Raw genomic sequence first — 13930 nt, 5'->3', positions numbered from 1 at the left:
CGATGTAAGTCGCAGGCGCGGAAGCGGCCGTGCCGGTTCTTGGAGAAGGTGGAATGGTCGGGCACTCGGTCGCCCAGATCGAGCCGGCAGAACCAACGATAGGCGAGGTTGAGGTGCACCTCCTCGCACAGGCGGCGTTCCGAGCGGATGCCGAACAGATAGCCAACTAGCAGCATCCTGAGCATCAGCTCCGGGTCGATCGAGGGTCGCCCACTCGCGCTGTAGCTCGACGCCAGCGCCTCGCGCACGAAGCCGAAGTCCAACACGCCGTCGATGCGTCGGAGCAGGTGGTCGACCGGCACATGCTCATCGAGCCGGAAACCATAGAACAGCGCCCCTTGCGCCACCTGCCGACCCATCATGTCCGTGATCCCCCTACCGCCTTGCAGGAGTGAATCACGCCCTCGTCACCGTCGCAAGCAGCCGTTTTTCAACGGCCTCGGACGGTTGTGACACCGGCATCCCGCCCTAGCTTTTTCAAGGGTTTGCAGGTGTCACAAACCCGTGCCAGAATGAAGGCATGGAAATCGGCTATGCCCGCGTATCCCGAGGTGACTCCCAGGACATAGACCCGCAGCTTCGCGCGTTGCGCGATGCCGGGTGCGATCCCATCTATCAGGAGGAGGCATCAGGCGGCCGGGCTGACCGCCCCGAGCTGGCGCGCGCGATCGGGGCGTTGAAGCCCGGTGACGTATTCGTGGTGTGGAAGCTCGACCGGCTATCGCGCTCGCTTCGCGACCTCCTGTTCACGCTGGAGGCGATCACCGCCGCGGGCGCGGGATTCCGATCGGTGACGGAAGCGATCGAAACCACTACCGCGCCAGGTCGGTTGATGACGCAGATGCTAGGCGCGTTCGCCGAGTTTGAGCGTGCTATGATCCGCGAGCGAACCATGAACGGGCTGGCACACGCGCGTAAGGCCGGCAGGCACCTTGGACGCCGGCCGAGCCTCACCGGCCAGCAGCGCGCCGAGATCATTGCCAAGGCAGAGTCCGGCCAAGGCTCCCCTGCCCAGCTCGCCAGTTTGTTTCGCGTATCGCGATCGACCGTGCAGCGCGTGTTGCGCGATCATCGGGAGCGAGCATCAGGCGCGATGCCGCTTCCCGCTAAAAGAGCATGAAAAGATCGCCCATGCTTTGGATTGACACGAAAACAGACGACGACGCGCGCCGGCAAGGCGAGGCGCAGTGGACGCCAGTTTGGGCGGAAAACGAGGATGGAAGCGCCACGGCCGCAGTGCCGGGGCCGGAAAAGGTGGACGGGCAGTTCTGGGGCGACGCGATCAAGGAAGTGCAGGACGACCCGGCTGCACGTCTAGCAATGGCGGAACGCCAGTTGCCCTTGCCCGGAGCGTTCAGCCAGATGGCGGTCGCGCGGCGCGCGATCATTCGCCAGCTCAAAAAGGAGGGGAGGCCGTTCGACGACGAGCTGCGCCAACTCCACTATTGGGCAGCGCTAAGCAGTTGGAGTGTACCCTATAGCGAGGTGTTGCGCGAGCCGGGCTTCAACGTCCTGGAGAGCACGCCCTACGCCCAGCTCGCCAAGCTCGACCTCACCTATGACGTGATCGGATGCGACGAGCTTCTCGGCCTCAACAAGACCGATCGGAAGATGATGCGCGTAGCATGGGGCGAACCGAAGGCGCACACCACCGCCCACGCGCTCTACGGCGAGCTATGGCGTGAGCAGGAGAGCAAACTCGCTGCCGTGCGGGGTAAGCGACGCGCCGACCTGATGGCTGAGATTGTCGCCCTCGCGCGGCCGGAGCCGATTGTGCCAAGCGGGCCAGACGCTCCCAAGCGGCTGGGGCTGCTAGCTCGCATTTTCGGGCGCTGAGGTTGCCTTGTAGCGGCGCCCCCCCCCGCCCGATTTATCCTCGCTACCGAGTAAGCATCGACAGTTTTCAGGTGCATTTATCCGCGCTTTTCGGCCTCATTTCTTCTCACTTGAACTTGCCTGATTTGCGGCCATTCTTTGCCGACCAAGTGAAAGGAACGACCATGAGCACCACCAAGCGGAATCGCGGCCGACCCCGCGGCACGGGGCTAGACGATAGTCCTACGCTCAGGAAGGTGGCGGAGATGCTGGCGGCCGACCCGTCGCGCAAGCCGACTGCCGCTATCAAGCGCGCCTTGGACAAGCCTACCGAGACGGCCGTGCGCCGGTTGCAGGGCAAGTGGAAGGACCAGGGGGCAAGGTATTTGGCGGACGCCCAGGCCCGGCGATCGGCCGTGCCCGCACCCGCACGCCGGACGAGCGCGCCCTACTCTCCCCGTGCGGCGCGGCAGATGCTGGAGGCGCACCGGCGGATGCAGGACGCCTTGAGCCCAGGCATGCTCGCCGCCCAAGAGATGATGAACAGCCCCGCGATGATGGCGGCGCAGGAAGCTGCCCGGCGCTTGAGCGAGAGCCCCGCCATGCGCGCGATCGAGGAGCTGCGGAGCAGTCCAACGATGCGGGCGATCGAGGAGCTTCAGAACAGCCCGACGATGCGCGCCATGCGCGAGCTGCAAGCGAGTCCGGCCATGCGGGCGATACAGGAGGCGCACGCGCAGATGCGGTTGTTGAGCGGCTATTGAGGATCGAGGCCGCCCCGATCGGGGCGGCCTCATCGCTTGTCCCACACCACCCGACCCTAGAGACGAGGCCTGACGGCCTGCCGGAGATCCCCGCTCAGGCGAACAGGTCACCAATCGCACGCACCCGGAAGGCGTTGAGCCACCGGCGCCGGCGATGCTCCCCGGCGTCGTGGCGCATGTGGCATCGCTGGCAGAGCGCGGCGAGGTTGCGCGGCCGGTTGTCGCCGGGATCATGGTTCAGGTGCGCGCTGGCGAGAATGACGCGCGTGACGCGCACCGATGCAGGTGGGTCGATGCCGGCGAGCCCCGGTTGCGCACGCGCCATGTCCGCAGGAGCGGCTAGGCGGCGGAGCGCCCTGCCCTGCCCGTCGCGCCAGCGGCTCACGTCCTCGTCCCACCATACTCCATCGCCGAGGTGCAGCACGTTGCGGCCGTGCGGACGGCGGCAATGCTCGCAGCGCCCTTTGGCGCGGCCAAACCTGATGAATGCAGACAGCTCGCGCCAGTCGATCGGGTAGAGCCAGCGATGTTCGGGCGCTATCGGCATGACGATTCTATGATTCACTGCCGGCGAGAACGAAAGCGGAAACTCGCCTAATGTCCCTACTCTCCTGTAAGCCTTCTTAGTGTCACAGGCATAAAGGCTAGCAGTGCGGAATTACGCCAATGCGAACTTCCGCGGCCGACCACCCTTACGACCGTTGGCGCGCGAGGCGGCGACCTTGACGGCCGTCCGGGAGCGCCCCCCTTCCGCGCCGAGCTGGCGCGCCATCCATTGCTTGGAGCCGAACACGCCCTGGAGCAGCGCCGGAACGTAGAGGTCCGCATCCAGCTTGGGCCAGTGCAGTCCCAAGCCCGCCGGGCTGACTTCAATTTCAGCGAGGTTGTCGGGCGAAGCATCGGCCAATCCTTCCGCGAGCCGCGTCGGAAACGTCAGCTCGACCCCGGTGTTCAGCGCAACCACGACCCGCGACCGCCGACGATCGTAGCGGGCGGACACGGCATGACCCGCGGCGCGGATCGCTTCCATACGCGCTTCGGCTTGCGCCAGCTCCTGCTCAGTAATCGCCATGTATCGTCCTCCATTCCGCGCATAGTGTCGGCACCAGCTCGACCAGCGCCTCCTCGATCCGGTTCACGTCCGGCACCTTAAAGCCGTAGCTTTCCCGCAGTTCGGGTGGACCGCCGGGACAGTTCAGGTTGAACACCGCCTCTCCTTCCGCGCCCTTCACATGGACATGCGCCGGTCGATGATCGTTGGGCCAGATCACGACCCGCAGGCCACCGATGCGATAGACGACGGGCATAGGCCAACATATCAGAAACCCAAGCGCTAGGGAATAGTTGCACGGCGAGCGCGGCTCCTTGCGGGGCCGCGCTCTATCTCCGCTGCGTTTCGACCGAGCCGCCATGCCGGCGTCTCAGCGCTGGCGCGTGACGATCGCTAGCCGGCAGGGATAAAGGGTATTCCCTTCACACCCAAGAGCCTTCATAGTGTCACAGGTAAGAGGAGCAGAAGGGGCGAAGGTGCAAATCTACTCACTTATCAGCCAGAAGGGCGGGGCAGGTAAAAGCACCCTTGCCCGTCAGCTTGCGGTTCTCGCGGGCGAGACGGAGCCGAGCCTTATCATCGACCGAGACCCACAGCGTACGACAACGAAATGGTGGACGCGCCGCGAGCAGATCGAGCCGGCCATTGAGCGCCCCGAGCTGATCGACCTAGACGGCACCACCTTAACTGACGCGGCCAAGAGCCTTCGCCGCAAACCGGAGGGTGCGTTGTTCATCGACACCCGCCCGGCCGTCGAAGAGCCGGAGGCCGAGGCGGCGCGCGTGGCGGACTTGGTGATCGTGCCGGTGCGGCCGTCTCCCGACGACCTTGAGGCGGTTGGCGAGACGTTGAAGATTCTCCGCCGGCTCGACCAGCGCGCAGTCGTTATCGTCAACGCTGCGAAAAACGACTCCCGCGCGACCGCGGCCCGCGCCGCGTTGTCGCGCTACCCAGTCCCGGTTTGCCCGACCCATCTATCCGACCGCACCGTTTATCTGGACGCCTCACTTGAGGGGAGGGGCGTGACCGAAATGCGCGGCCAAGCCGCACGCGACGCGGCCGACGAGCTACGCCAGGTTTGGAGCTGGATTCAGGAGATACGATATGAGCAGTAAGCGCACCGGTCGCGCGCTCGCCGACGTGATGGGCGAGCTGAACGAAGAACCCGCCGCGGCCCCGATCGCTGTGGCGACGGCCAACGCCGCTCCCGTTCGAGACGCTGCATCGCCGGCGATCGTGCCGATCAACGTGCAAGTCACCCCCCGCGACCGTAAGCGGCTTCGCCAGCTTAGCCTCGACACCGGGCTTAGCTTGCAGAAGCTGGGGCATGAGGCGTGGAACCGACTGTTGGAAGCGCGTGGGCTGGAGCCGTTGGAGGCGGTAGCCGCGAGCGTGCCGAGCGGCCGATCGCGCCGCTGACCTTGGAGCCTTTATGACTAAGAAGGGCAGAAGGAAAGAAGGCGACCCGGTCGGCTTGCTCGGCCAGCTCGACCTATTCGTGACGTTGCCCGGCGACATACCGACCCACGACGAGCAGGAGATGATGGAGCGGCCATTCTTCAGCCTCTCCAAACAGCGCCGCAGCGAGCCGATCGACTATTCGGTGCAGAACGGCACCACCACGGTCACCGTCAACGTCACGGCCCCGGCCGAGATCGGCATCGCGACCATATGGGATTGCGACATCCTGATATGGGCGGTGTCGCAACTCCGGGCGGCGAAGGCGGCGGGACAACCCACCACGCCGCACTTTCACGTCCCGCTCTACGAGCTGCTACGCGGGATTGATCGGCCAACCGGGGGAAACGAGTATCGCCGGATCGTGGAGGCGCTTGAGCGGCTGAGCGCCACCTTGATCCGCACCAACATCCGCCAGGGGAAGAAGAAGCGCCCCGAGGGCTTCCACTGGATCGAGCGCTACTCGGCACCAACCGACGACCTTGGGCGATCGACCGGCGTCGAGTTTACCATATCCGATTGGCTCTACGAGGGCGTGCTGACTGATCGCCTCGTGCTCGGCATCGACCGAGCCTATTTCAAGCTGACCGGCGGGATCGAGCGGTGGCTTTACCGCGTCGTGCGGAAGCATGGCGGTCATCAGGCGGCAGGTTGGGCTTTCACCATGAAGCAGCTCCACCACAAAAGCGGCAGCACCCAGCGCGTGGCTGACTTCGCCAAGGAGTTGCGGGTCGCGGTCGAGCGGCAGCGGCTACCCGGCTATTGGCTGGAATTGGTGAGGAACGATGAAGGTGAGGAGGTTCTTAACTTCACAGAGAGATGCCAACTTTCGACCGACCACCCGGGCTTTCAGTTCAAGCGTTTACCGCGCCCACCGATGGGGTTTCCAGCCGACTGATCGCCAGGGGCCAAAACCCCGATAGTGAGCGAGCTCCAACTATCGGGGGAATGGCCCCTGCGAATCACGGGGTTTTGGCCCCGCGAATCACGGGGTTTTGGCCCCTAGAACTGCCGCTAAGCCATTGAATAAGCAGCCAGAAACGGCTCCGTAAGAGTCTTAAACCTCCTATTACATAGGAGATTCTTCTTAAAGAATCCCGCCTGTGGATAACCCGAACCAATGCATCAAAGTGGGGGCCAAAACCCCGATAGTGCGCAGTGCAAGCTAATCGGGCATGACCGACCAGTGAGGGAAAGACATTGCGGAATCGGCCTACCGGCCGATGCGTTTTCGCAGCGTGCCGCCTTCGGCGTCACAAGAGCGGCGCAAGCGCCACTGGCTAGGCGAAGAATAAGTGAGACGAGTGGCGATGGAATCGCCCGCTACGGCCGCCCAGACGCGCCGTGAGGGCAGGAGAAGACTTTTTAGATGGGTCGGGGGGCTTGTTCCGTCGAACATCGCCAGCGGGGCTGAAATCACGCCGGATCAAACAGCCCGGCAAACTCGCGCTGGTCATAGTAGCGGATTTTCTCGACCGCGAGTGGGTGTTCGCCCTGCCGCAGCAGCAGGAGCTGGTCGGGCCGCATCCGCATGATTTCGTCGGGTGTGGCGAGACGGCGGGCAGAAACGTGTCCGCTGATGCTTTCCGAGGGGCCGGCGCGGTTATCGCCCCAGCGAGTGCCGCGCGACGTACTGACGGTGTCGTATTCGATCGTAGTGTCGCCGATCGTGCGCGAGAGCATGTCGGCGGTCGCATGGTCGTTCACCCCGAACGTCTGGATCACGCCCGCATTGGATATGAAAGTGCCGGCGCGTTCCCCATAGGTGGCTTTGAGCTGGTGCATATCCTGGAGGATCGGCCAGAGCTGGAGGCCATAGCCCGCCATCAGCCCCATCGCGCGCTCAACCGGTTCGAGGCGACCAAGCGCGGCGAACTCGTCGAGCAGGAACAGTACGGGCCGAGAAGGGCGAGCGGTGGAGCGCGCCATGTCGGTGACGGCCTGGCTCACCAGCAGGCGGAGCCAGCGGGCATAGGTATCGAGCCGATCGGGTGGCAGGCACAGGAACACGGTAGCTGTCGTGTCCTTCAACCCGGCAAAGGTGAAATCCGATGCGGCCGTGCTGGCGACGATGCGGGGGCTATCTGTAGCGGCTCGCAATGATGATCGCCCGGAACTGCAATAGAGGGGTCTTTCCCGCTCGGATTATTTGAGACTCTGGCGATCGGCGGGCGCACGTTAGTTGAGACGTAAATCACATTCGGTGCGACGGACGCGAGATATTCACTGAGCAGCGCAAGATCGCGGACACGGCGGTCAGAGCGGCAGTCCTGCTGCCCGCATATCGTCAGTAAGCTCGCGGGCACGCGCGGGATCGAGCCCACCCCGGAGCAGTTGACGGATTTCTGCAGGCTTCGCGTCGAACTGGTCCGCCAGGCTCTTGGTGTCGTAACCGTGGCGCGTGAGCTGGGGTTCGAGATCGTCGATCTGGCGCGACAGCACACCCTCGACCGTCGCGGCATCGATCGGTTTCACGCTGGCCTCAAACCCCGCCTCGAACGCGCGGACGAGATGGCGGCCGATCTGGAGCGGGGTCTTGAGCTTGGCGGCGAGCAGGATCGCGGCGTCCTCGGTCAGCACCGCATCCGGTTCGATCCCCGGCGACAACGCGGTGCGCAGCGCCCAGTCGATATAGTCGCGCTGCCGATCGCGCAGGCCACCAAACTCGAACACGGTCGTCCGGTCGCCGATTTCCTCCATCAATGGCCGCTTGAGGTCGTTCCGCAATTTGGGGTGGCCGACGAGGATCACGGCCAGTTGACCGCCACCCTCGGTGACAAGCTCGACGAGGCGTTTGAGTGCGGTCAGCGTCTTGGGGTGGAGATCGTGCGCGTCATCGACGAACAGTGCGACCGGTCGCTTGGCCTTGCGGAACAGCTCCTGCAGATCGCGTTCGCGCCGTTCCGACTGGCTGGGGATCGAGACGGTCTTCTCGGACGAAAGGTCATAGAACAGCGCCGCGACCAGCAGCGGTACGGATATCTTGGCCTTCTCCAGGCTGAGCGCGCGCGACACGATCACGCGCCCCTCGCGCTCCAGTTCTTCACGCAGTCGCCGCGTCAGCACGGTCTTGCCCGAGCCGATGGTGGCGGTGAGTGCGATCAGGCGTCCGCCCGTGATTGCGGTCTTCAGATCATGGGTGAGCTGAGCATGATGCTCGGTCTCGAAGAAGCCGAGATCGACCGGGGGCCGGGCCAATCCGTAATAGCGCATAACCTCGGTCTGCATCAGCCGCTCCGTCTATGGCCGGGCGGGAATCGCCTGCGGATTTCATCCATCACCTCGGGCCGGGACAGCGTGCGCGCGAGCAACGCGTCGATGAAGGCGCGGTCCTCTTCGCAAAGACCGCCCAGCGGCAGGCGCAGCTCCTCGGATATGGCGAAGCGTGCCTTGAGGGGCGTAGCGAAGGTGAGTTCTGCGAACGGATCTGGATCGGCGAAGGGCCGAGCGGGCACGGGCGCGATGCCATCGGCAAGCTTCCGGCCGATCTCAACGATGTCGTCCTCACCCGTCAGGACCGAGCGGGGAATCCCGATCTTCGTCGCCAGCGCATCGACGCGATCAGCGCGGACCTCGCGCCGGCTCTTGCGATGCTTGCGATAGCGATGCAGCGGCACCGGCCCTCCGACCGGATCGAACGGGCCGTACCGCTCGTCGCCATGCTCGACCCATAGCTCCTGGTCGAACAGCCCCCACCAGACGACGACTGTTTCGTCGGCCACTTCGGACGTGACCTCATAGGTGACGCCGGCCACGGTCAGGCGGCAGTCGAGGCCGACCTTGCGGCGTTCGGGCTCCCGCGCGAACGCGCAATAGCGCTCCCAGCTGCACATGGCGCGAATGCCGCCATCGGGCAGATGGCCGAGCCAGTCGTCGATCCGGGAATGCGGCTCGCGACGATGATCGCCACCGTTGTAGGTGGCGATGTAGCGCGCCAGCCAGCGGTTGGCCTCCTCCTCGCTGGCGGGTTCGTGGAAGTGGTACAGCGTCTCGTGCGCTTCCTTGACGGTGCGGAACGGTCGCTCGACCTTGCCCTTGGCGCGCGCGGTTGTGCGGCGTCCGTCTGACCCTGCCGGCATGTGTGGGGTGACGGTGATCCCGAGACATTCCATGACCCGCTTGAAGACGCTCGATTTGCCGACCGGGCCGCCATCGAGCTGAATGTTCTCTGGGATGCCCTCGAACGGATTGTCCTCCTTCGGTGCCATCGCCCGGAACAGGAAGCGCAGCGCCGCCTCGGCATCCTCACCATAGACGAGCGCATATTCCTGATAGACGACGCCCGACCGGTCATCGACCACCGAGAACAGCATCAGCGTCGGCGCGCCGTTACGATCCAGATCGATCCAAGTGGGAGCCTTCAACTGCTTGAGGTCGGACGGGCTCATGTCGAAATGCCAGAGCATGTTGGCGCGTTCGGCCTGGTAGCGCACCGCAGTCGGCTCGCGCGTCATGCGGTCGAGGTCGTACCCGCGTTGCCGCATGTGCCGGTTGAGCGTCGATGCCGCCAACCGCCCTGGCGGCAGCTTCACCAGACCGCGATCTGGGGTCTCGACGCCGTGTTCGGTGACAATTTCGAGGATACGCTTCGTCGAGAGACGACGGCCCTGCCGGTTGGTCGTGCGGCTCTTCATCGCCGCAACGACCTCACACCACCATTCGATCTCGCCGGCAGGCATGGTGCGCGACAGGCCACGATCGGCACGGTGTGCGTCCTTCGGCCGTCGCTCGCCGCGCAACAGCCGGTAGAGCGTGGCTCGGCTGATGTCGTATAGTTCGGCGGTCGATGCCATCAGCGGCTGCCGCTCGGGATGCCTTGCCGGCAACGCCGCCAACCGACGCCGGAGCGTCACGATCGCCTCGATGGGGACCGTGACGCCCGCGCTCATTACGCGGCCTGGCTTTGCAATTGCCGGGTCGGGCCAGCGTCGAGCAACGCCTGTCCCGGCGCCTTGGGCGTGCCGTCGCCGTTGACGTAGACATAGAGGGTGGTGGTCGTGATTCCGAGCCGTTTGGCGACATCGGCGGCAACGGCACCCCGATCGGACATCGCCGCCATCGCCATCGTCAGCGTCGCCCGGTTCATCTTCCGCGGCCGGCCGCCCATGCGACCGCGAGCGCGCGCCGCAGCAAGGCCGGCATGGGTGCGCTCGGCGATCAGCTCGCGCTCGAACTCGGCGAACGCAGCAAAGATGCCGAAAGCGAGACGGCCATTGGCGGACGTCGTGTCGATCTGCGCGCCGGCACCGGCCAGGACCTTCAACCCGATTCCGCGCGACCGGAGATCCTCGGCTGTCGTCACCAAGTGACGCAGATCGCGACCGAGGCGGTCGAGCTTCCAGATGACGAGCGTGTTGCCTGGCTGGAGCGCCTTCAGGCAGGCGGTGAGGCCCGGCCGGGCATCATGGCGACCCGAGGCCATATCCTCATAGATGCGGGATGGATCGATGCCGGCCGCGAACAGCGCGTCGCGCTGCGGCTCCAGCGTTTGCGTGCCGTCCGACTTGGACACCCGGATATAGCCGATGAGCAATGCGTACCCCGCCAGAAAAGATCACCGCCATGGTGCAAGATGGCGCTGGTTTTCACAACGGGTTTTCTGGTCGTTTTCGGGCTGGTGGAGGCGGCATCGCGCGACCGCGAGATAACCGCTCGTTTTCCTTGCGGTGCCGCGCTCAGTACTTCCGGTTTCTCGTGAGCATGGTTCAAACCTTTACACCGATTGCTTTACTCATAAATCCGTCTAATTTGCGGCTCATACTCGCAAGGGCAGTATACTTTGCTTGAATATCACCCATCTTCATAAGCTGATCTTCGAGCGTGACATTGTTCCCGTCAGGCTTCGTTTCGCTGATGTCCTTGTCCAGGATAGTAGCGTTATTCAAACCTACCGGCTGCATGCCCAGCGCCATCATTCCTGGAGTAAGCTCGACCCGAGGCGCGCTAACGCGCGGGCTTGTGCGCGTCAGACTCGCGTCGATTAGTTTCGAAAAATCCGGTGCTTTGACGTCGCGTGCTTTGTAGCCGGGTGTCTCGCTATTCGCTATATTCCCTGAGATAACTTGCTGGCGGTAGGACAGATTCTTCATCGCGACCATGATTGCGTTCAGTACCGCCGGTTCGGACACGACCTTACCTTTCAAACATCCATCTGACGCAGCTAGCGCGCAGCCTACTGCATAATATAGGATGATTGCGGTCGGTATGGGTCAATCATCGATCTTTAATCATCTTGCGCTTGCACCGTCGTGTCGACGATCCTGCGCCCGTCGCCGAACATCTCGCGTCCGTCGCACCGAATGTGATTTGTGTCTCAACTAACGTGCGCCGGCCGATCGCCAGCGTCTCACATAATCTGAGCGCGAAACGCCCCTCTATTGCAGTTCCGGGCGATCATCATTGCGAGCCGCTACATGTAGGCACCACTGCCGCCGATATTCTCAACCTGCGTTTGTAATTCGGGATTGGGGCGCAGCCCCGCTACACGCCTTGCGGCGGTTGCGGCCGCGACGTTCGCGGTCGCCGCTCCGATCGAAGGCAGCGCGGATTGCGTGCTCCCGCCGGGACCGGACGCCGCCCCGCCTGTTGTGGTGTCTGTTGCCGTCGTGCGAGAAGCCGATGGCATGCCGGCAGCGCCGAGCGCGGCATCGAGCGAAAAGGCGGGCGTCGCCTGTGACGAGGTGGTCGCCGCCGGAAGACCCGGCGGCGGTGATGTCTGCGCCTCGGCCGCACTGGCCAAGGACGCCGCGACCATGAAGGTCGCGATTGTACGATGCATCGATGATGACTCCTGACGAACCTAGTTCGCCCCGCGCGGCAGCAGCCGGCGGGGTTAACGGGTCGTCAGGCTTGTGGCGGCCTCAATGCGGGATCGGCCGTGGACAGAGGCAGCATCGATCGGCCTGCGAAAACGGGGGCAAGGCGGAGGTCGCGCGTGACGGCGGCATTGGCGATCTTGACCGGCGCCGCGACATGATCGCCGTGGCACCCACCGTGGTGATGAGGATAACCCTTGTCGCCATCCGAGGGCACCTGATCGGCGTCGCCGGGCGTGTGCCCTTCGGCGATTTGTTCGCCCGGCGTCTCGCTTGCACTGATGCTGGCATCCGGCCGTTCGAACACATGCGCCGCTGCCGTCGTCTCAAGAGAGAAAACGAGCATTAGGCAGGCAAAAATGTTCAAGAGGCGTCGCACGGATTGCGCCGTAGCATCAACGACGATGAAGTGATAGTCCGGATTGCAACGGCACCCCTGTGCGACCGATCCTGTTGCCGAAATTTTCAACTTTCGATGTTTGCGAATTTCTTGACCTCAGTACGCCGTCTTATCGGCTTAGATATAATGCCAATCATAGGTACAGTTTTATGCAAAGATATGTAATATTGTACCTCTATGAGTATTCGCTTCCGGTAGTATTACCTTTTTTTACTCATAATATCATATAAGTTGAATTGTGAAATTTTTAGTCGCTTTGCAATGGAGTTATTTATTAAAGTAATATTATTTTAATTTTTGCGGTCATTGCCTTTTTGACCCCGGCTGCGACGGCCCAATCCTATGGCGGTTAGGGTAGAGGCCAAGTTTACGGTGACCAATACCGCGCAACATTGGGCATGATTGCTCTTTTGGCGATCGTGATCGTGATCTTGGCTATAACCAATCTTGGCGTGGCAATGGCGGCTATTATCGTGGCAGCTACGGCTATAATGGTCGGCAGGAGCATCAGGAGCATCGCGAGCGCCGGCATGAGCGTCGCGAGCATAATCAGCGTTACGGCGGGTATAGTTACTAACATCAAAGCGACGCCCGATACGCAGTCGCTCATGTCGACGTCGATCAACCAGGGGGCTGCACCATGACGGACGCCGCACCGGTAACCACGACCACCCGGATACAATGCATGTTTTGTCCCGTGTGCCGGATCGACCTCATGCTTGCGGACAGGCAGGGGGTGAGATCGAGTGTTGTGCGCAATGTCGGGGTATCTGGCTGAATCGCGGCGAACTCGACAAGATCATCATCGATAAGAACGCTTTGTTCGAGGCGACGGCGAGGCCGGCACCCGATTTCCGTTACAGCCGATTGAGCCTGGATACGCCCAGCCTACTCTTTGGGGCGGATACAATGAGAGACCTTATGGCGGTGGGCACCGTGACAGCCAGCATGGCCACGGTGGTCATGCTGCCTATCGCCCTGGCGACGTCCTTGGCGGTCTGTTCCAGCATTGATCGGCAATCGGCCGCGTGTTCTAAACAGATAGGTGTCTCATAGTCGTGGTGCATAGAGGAAGATAGCGTGACCAGAAGATGCGGGCTCAAGCTCGTGGCCTTATTAATCCTTGTCAGATGGACCACAGCGTCTGTCAGCGCGCAGGTCATATCCCATGGCGCTGGCGTCAGTTGGAGCGGTACGCATGGCGGTGTCAACTGGGACGGTAGGCATGCCTATGAGGGAGGAAGCTACGGAGACTACCCTCGCTCTTCTGCACTCCGTCCCGCCTACCAAATGCCGCAGCCTTCGCCTTATTCCATGCAATTACCTCGCGCGCCACACGCCCAAAATAACAGCAGCGATCACGCTGTCCGGCATAACGATCGTCGTTCATCGGAACAGGCGGTTCTGGGTTTCGACCCAAGTGATTGATCAGTCAGCAAATTGCTCGTTCACCACCACCCCGGCGTACAGGCCTTGATAGTAAACAAGCTTCAAACCAAATTGGCCCTCAGTTCTTTTGGACACCCCAACATCGGTCGTGTCCCGGGTGGTGGTGTAGCTCAGCGGTAGTGAAGCTGACCGGCCGCGCGCTATCATCCAGCGCTGTAGCGGCCGGTCAGGTTCACGG

The 13930-nt window shown here is 63.0% G+C and carries 21 protein-coding genes; 8 read left to right on the top strand and 13 right to left on the bottom strand.

The window, feature by feature from the left end:
* Positions 1-362: transposase (locus FHY04_RS22015; RefSeq protein WP_183938003.1), on the bottom strand; the 362-nt coding region annotated here is incomplete at its 3' end.
* A 158-nt stretch (positions 363-520) separates the two neighbouring features.
* Between FHY04_RS22015 and FHY04_RS22010 the strand changes: the two genes are divergently transcribed.
* The 3 genes from FHY04_RS22010 (at position 521) to FHY04_RS22000 (ending at position 2579) form a co-directional block, all read left to right on the top strand.
* Entirely contained in the window at positions 521-1120 is a 600-nt protein-coding gene (locus tag FHY04_RS22010) for a recombinase family protein (RefSeq protein WP_183938001.1), read from the top strand.
* A gap of 11 nt (positions 1121-1131) precedes the next feature.
* A complete protein-coding gene (locus FHY04_RS22005; RefSeq protein ID WP_183937999.1) occupies positions 1132-1836 on the top strand; it encodes a hypothetical protein in 705 nt (234 codons plus the stop codon).
* Positions 1837-2081: 245 nt separating this feature from the next.
* Positions 2082-2579: a hypothetical protein gene (locus FHY04_RS22000; RefSeq protein WP_183937997.1), complete on the top strand. Its 498-nt coding sequence runs from the start codon at positions 2082-2084 to the stop codon at positions 2577-2579.
* Positions 2580-2673: 94 nt separating this feature from the next.
* On the opposite strand, the gene FHY04_RS21995 is transcribed toward FHY04_RS22000, so the two are convergent.
* The 3 genes from FHY04_RS21995 to FHY04_RS21985 all read right to left on the bottom strand — a co-directional run bounded on the left by FHY04_RS21995 (position 2674) and on the right by FHY04_RS21985 (position 3886).
* Entirely contained in the window at positions 2674-3126 is a 453-nt protein-coding gene (locus FHY04_RS21995; RefSeq protein WP_183937995.1) for a hypothetical protein, read from the bottom strand.
* Positions 3127-3237: 111 nt separating this feature from the next.
* Positions 3238-3651 (bottom strand): DUF2442 domain-containing protein, encoded by a 414-nt coding sequence (locus FHY04_RS21990; RefSeq protein WP_183937993.1) that lies wholly within the window; start codon positions 3649-3651, stop codon positions 3238-3240.
* Positions 3638-3886, bottom strand: a complete 249-nt coding sequence (locus FHY04_RS21985) for a DUF4160 domain-containing protein (protein ID WP_183937991.1) — start codon at positions 3884-3886, stop codon at positions 3638-3640. The genes FHY04_RS21990 and FHY04_RS21985 overlap by 14 nt, the downstream gene beginning before the upstream one ends.
* 220 nt (positions 3887-4106) lie before the next feature.
* Between FHY04_RS21985 and FHY04_RS21980 the strand changes: the two genes are divergently transcribed.
* From FHY04_RS21980 to FHY04_RS21970, 3 genes are read left to right on the top strand one after another with little or no spacing between them, the layout of a single operon-like run.
* Positions 4107-4745 (top strand): AAA family ATPase, encoded by a 639-nt coding sequence (locus tag FHY04_RS21980; protein ID WP_183937989.1) that lies wholly within the window; start codon positions 4107-4109, stop codon positions 4743-4745.
* On the top strand, positions 4735-5049 hold the full coding sequence (locus FHY04_RS21975; RefSeq protein WP_183937987.1) for a hypothetical protein: 315 nt from the start codon (positions 4735-4737) through the stop codon (positions 5047-5049). Before FHY04_RS21980 ends, FHY04_RS21975 begins: the two co-directional genes overlap by 11 nt.
* A 13-nt stretch (positions 5050-5062) precedes the next feature.
* Complete coding sequence (locus FHY04_RS21970) at positions 5063-5986, top strand: replication initiator protein A (protein ID WP_183937985.1); 924 nt, start codon at positions 5063-5065, stop codon at positions 5984-5986.
* A gap of 518 nt (positions 5987-6504) precedes the next feature.
* On the opposite strand, the gene FHY04_RS21965 is transcribed toward FHY04_RS21970, so the two are convergent.
* The 4 genes from FHY04_RS21965 to FHY04_RS21950 all read right to left on the bottom strand — a co-directional run bounded on the left by FHY04_RS21965 (position 6505) and on the right by FHY04_RS21950 (position 10621).
* Positions 6505-7119, bottom strand: coding sequence for a type IV secretory system conjugative DNA transfer family protein (locus FHY04_RS21965; protein WP_260171738.1), 615 nt, complete (start codon positions 7117-7119; stop codon positions 6505-6507).
* Between the two features lie 225 nt (positions 7120-7344).
* Positions 7345-8316, bottom strand: a complete 972-nt coding sequence (locus FHY04_RS21960) for an ExeA family protein (RefSeq protein ID WP_008830441.1) — start codon at positions 8314-8316, stop codon at positions 7345-7347.
* Positions 8316-9977, bottom strand: a complete 1662-nt coding sequence (locus FHY04_RS21955) for an IS481 family transposase (protein ID WP_183937983.1) — start codon at positions 9975-9977, stop codon at positions 8316-8318. The genes FHY04_RS21960 and FHY04_RS21955 overlap by 1 nt, the downstream gene beginning before the upstream one ends.
* Entirely contained in the window at positions 9977-10621 is a 645-nt protein-coding gene (locus tag FHY04_RS21950) for a recombinase family protein (protein ID WP_183937981.1), read from the bottom strand. Before FHY04_RS21950 ends, FHY04_RS21955 begins: the two co-directional genes overlap by 1 nt.
* 39 nt (positions 10622-10660) lie before the next feature.
* On the opposite strand from FHY04_RS21950, the gene FHY04_RS22845 reads away from it, so the two are divergent.
* Positions 10661-10786 (top strand): hypothetical protein, encoded by a 126-nt coding sequence (locus FHY04_RS22845; RefSeq protein WP_260171737.1) that lies wholly within the window; start codon positions 10661-10663, stop codon positions 10784-10786.
* A gap of 7 nt (positions 10787-10793) precedes the next feature.
* On the opposite strand, the gene FHY04_RS21945 is transcribed toward FHY04_RS22845, so the two are convergent.
* From FHY04_RS21945 to FHY04_RS21930, 4 genes are all read right to left on the bottom strand, one after another.
* A complete protein-coding gene (locus FHY04_RS21945) occupies positions 10794-11216 on the bottom strand; it encodes a flagellar basal body protein (protein ID WP_311726009.1) in 423 nt (140 codons plus the stop codon).
* Positions 11217-11497: 281 nt separating this feature from the next.
* Positions 11498-11866, bottom strand: a complete 369-nt coding sequence (locus tag FHY04_RS21940; protein ID WP_183937979.1) for a hypothetical protein — start codon at positions 11864-11866, stop codon at positions 11498-11500.
* Positions 11867-11931: 65 nt separating this feature from the next.
* Entirely contained in the window at positions 11932-12372 is a 441-nt protein-coding gene (locus tag FHY04_RS21935; RefSeq protein WP_156360277.1) for a hypothetical protein, read from the bottom strand.
* A 298-nt stretch (positions 12373-12670) separates the two neighbouring features.
* Positions 12671-12913 (bottom strand): hypothetical protein, encoded by a 243-nt coding sequence (locus FHY04_RS21930; protein WP_221211939.1) that lies wholly within the window; start codon positions 12911-12913, stop codon positions 12671-12673.
* A 71-nt stretch (positions 12914-12984) separates the two neighbouring features.
* Between FHY04_RS21930 and FHY04_RS23140 the strand changes: the two genes are divergently transcribed.
* Complete coding sequence (locus tag FHY04_RS23140) at positions 12985-13359, top strand: zf-TFIIB domain-containing protein (RefSeq protein ID WP_156360279.1); 375 nt, start codon at positions 12985-12987, stop codon at positions 13357-13359.
* 372 nt (positions 13360-13731) lie between these two features.
* Here the strand turns inward: FHY04_RS23140 and FHY04_RS22360 are convergent.
* Positions 13732-13930: hypothetical protein (locus tag FHY04_RS22360; RefSeq protein WP_221211938.1), on the bottom strand; the 199-nt coding region annotated here is incomplete at its 5' end.

The sequence above is a fragment of the Sphingomonas sp. BK481 genome, from assembly GCF_014194875.1.
In the GTDB taxonomy this organism is placed as follows: domain Bacteria; phylum Pseudomonadota; class Alphaproteobacteria; order Sphingomonadales; family Sphingomonadaceae; genus Sphingomonas; species Sphingomonas aerolata.
Note: the sequence above shows the minus strand (reverse complement) of the source record. Positions and strands in the feature narration are given on the sequence as shown.

Excerpts from the sequence above, each read along its gene's own strand:
- FHY04_RS21985 (WP_183937991.1), bottom strand. The coding sequence starts at position 3,886 with ATGCCCGTCGTCTATCGCATCGGTGGCCTGCGGGTCGTGATCTGGCCC.
- FHY04_RS22005 (WP_183937999.1), top strand. The coding sequence starts at position 1,132 with ATGCTTTGGATTGACACGAAAACAGACGACGACGCGCGCCGGCAAGGC.
- FHY04_RS21990 (WP_183937993.1), bottom strand. The coding sequence starts at position 3,651 with ATGGCGATTACTGAGCAGGAGCTGGCGCAAGCCGAAGCGCGTATGGAA.
- FHY04_RS21930 (WP_221211939.1), bottom strand. The coding sequence starts at position 12,913 with ATGAGCGACTGCGTATCGGGCGTCGCTTTGATGTTAGTAACTATACCC.
- FHY04_RS22000 (WP_183937997.1), top strand. The coding sequence starts at position 2,082 with ATGCTGGCGGCCGACCCGTCGCGCAAGCCGACTGCCGCTATCAAGCGC.
- FHY04_RS21970 (WP_183937985.1), top strand. The coding sequence starts at position 5,063 with ATGACTAAGAAGGGCAGAAGGAAAGAAGGCGACCCGGTCGGCTTGCTC.
- FHY04_RS21995 (WP_183937995.1), bottom strand. The coding sequence starts at position 3,126 with ATGCCGATAGCGCCCGAACATCGCTGGCTCTACCCGATCGACTGGCGC.
- FHY04_RS21955 (WP_183937983.1), bottom strand. The coding sequence starts at position 9,977 with ATGAGCGCGGGCGTCACGGTCCCCATCGAGGCGATCGTGACGCTCCGG.
- FHY04_RS21960 (WP_008830441.1), bottom strand. The coding sequence starts at position 8,316 with ATGCAGACCGAGGTTATGCGCTATTACGGATTGGCCCGGCCCCCGGTC.
- FHY04_RS22845 (WP_260171737.1), top strand. The coding sequence starts at position 10,661 with ATGGCGCTGGTTTTCACAACGGGTTTTCTGGTCGTTTTCGGGCTGGTG.
- FHY04_RS22010 (WP_183938001.1), top strand. The coding sequence starts at position 521 with ATGGAAATCGGCTATGCCCGCGTATCCCGAGGTGACTCCCAGGACATA.
- FHY04_RS21975 (WP_183937987.1), top strand. The coding sequence starts at position 4,735 with ATGAGCAGTAAGCGCACCGGTCGCGCGCTCGCCGACGTGATGGGCGAG.
- FHY04_RS21940 (WP_183937979.1), bottom strand. The coding sequence starts at position 11,866 with ATGCATCGTACAATCGCGACCTTCATGGTCGCGGCGTCCTTGGCCAGT.
- FHY04_RS23140 (WP_156360279.1), top strand. The coding sequence starts at position 12,985 with ATGCATGTTTTGTCCCGTGTGCCGGATCGACCTCATGCTTGCGGACAG.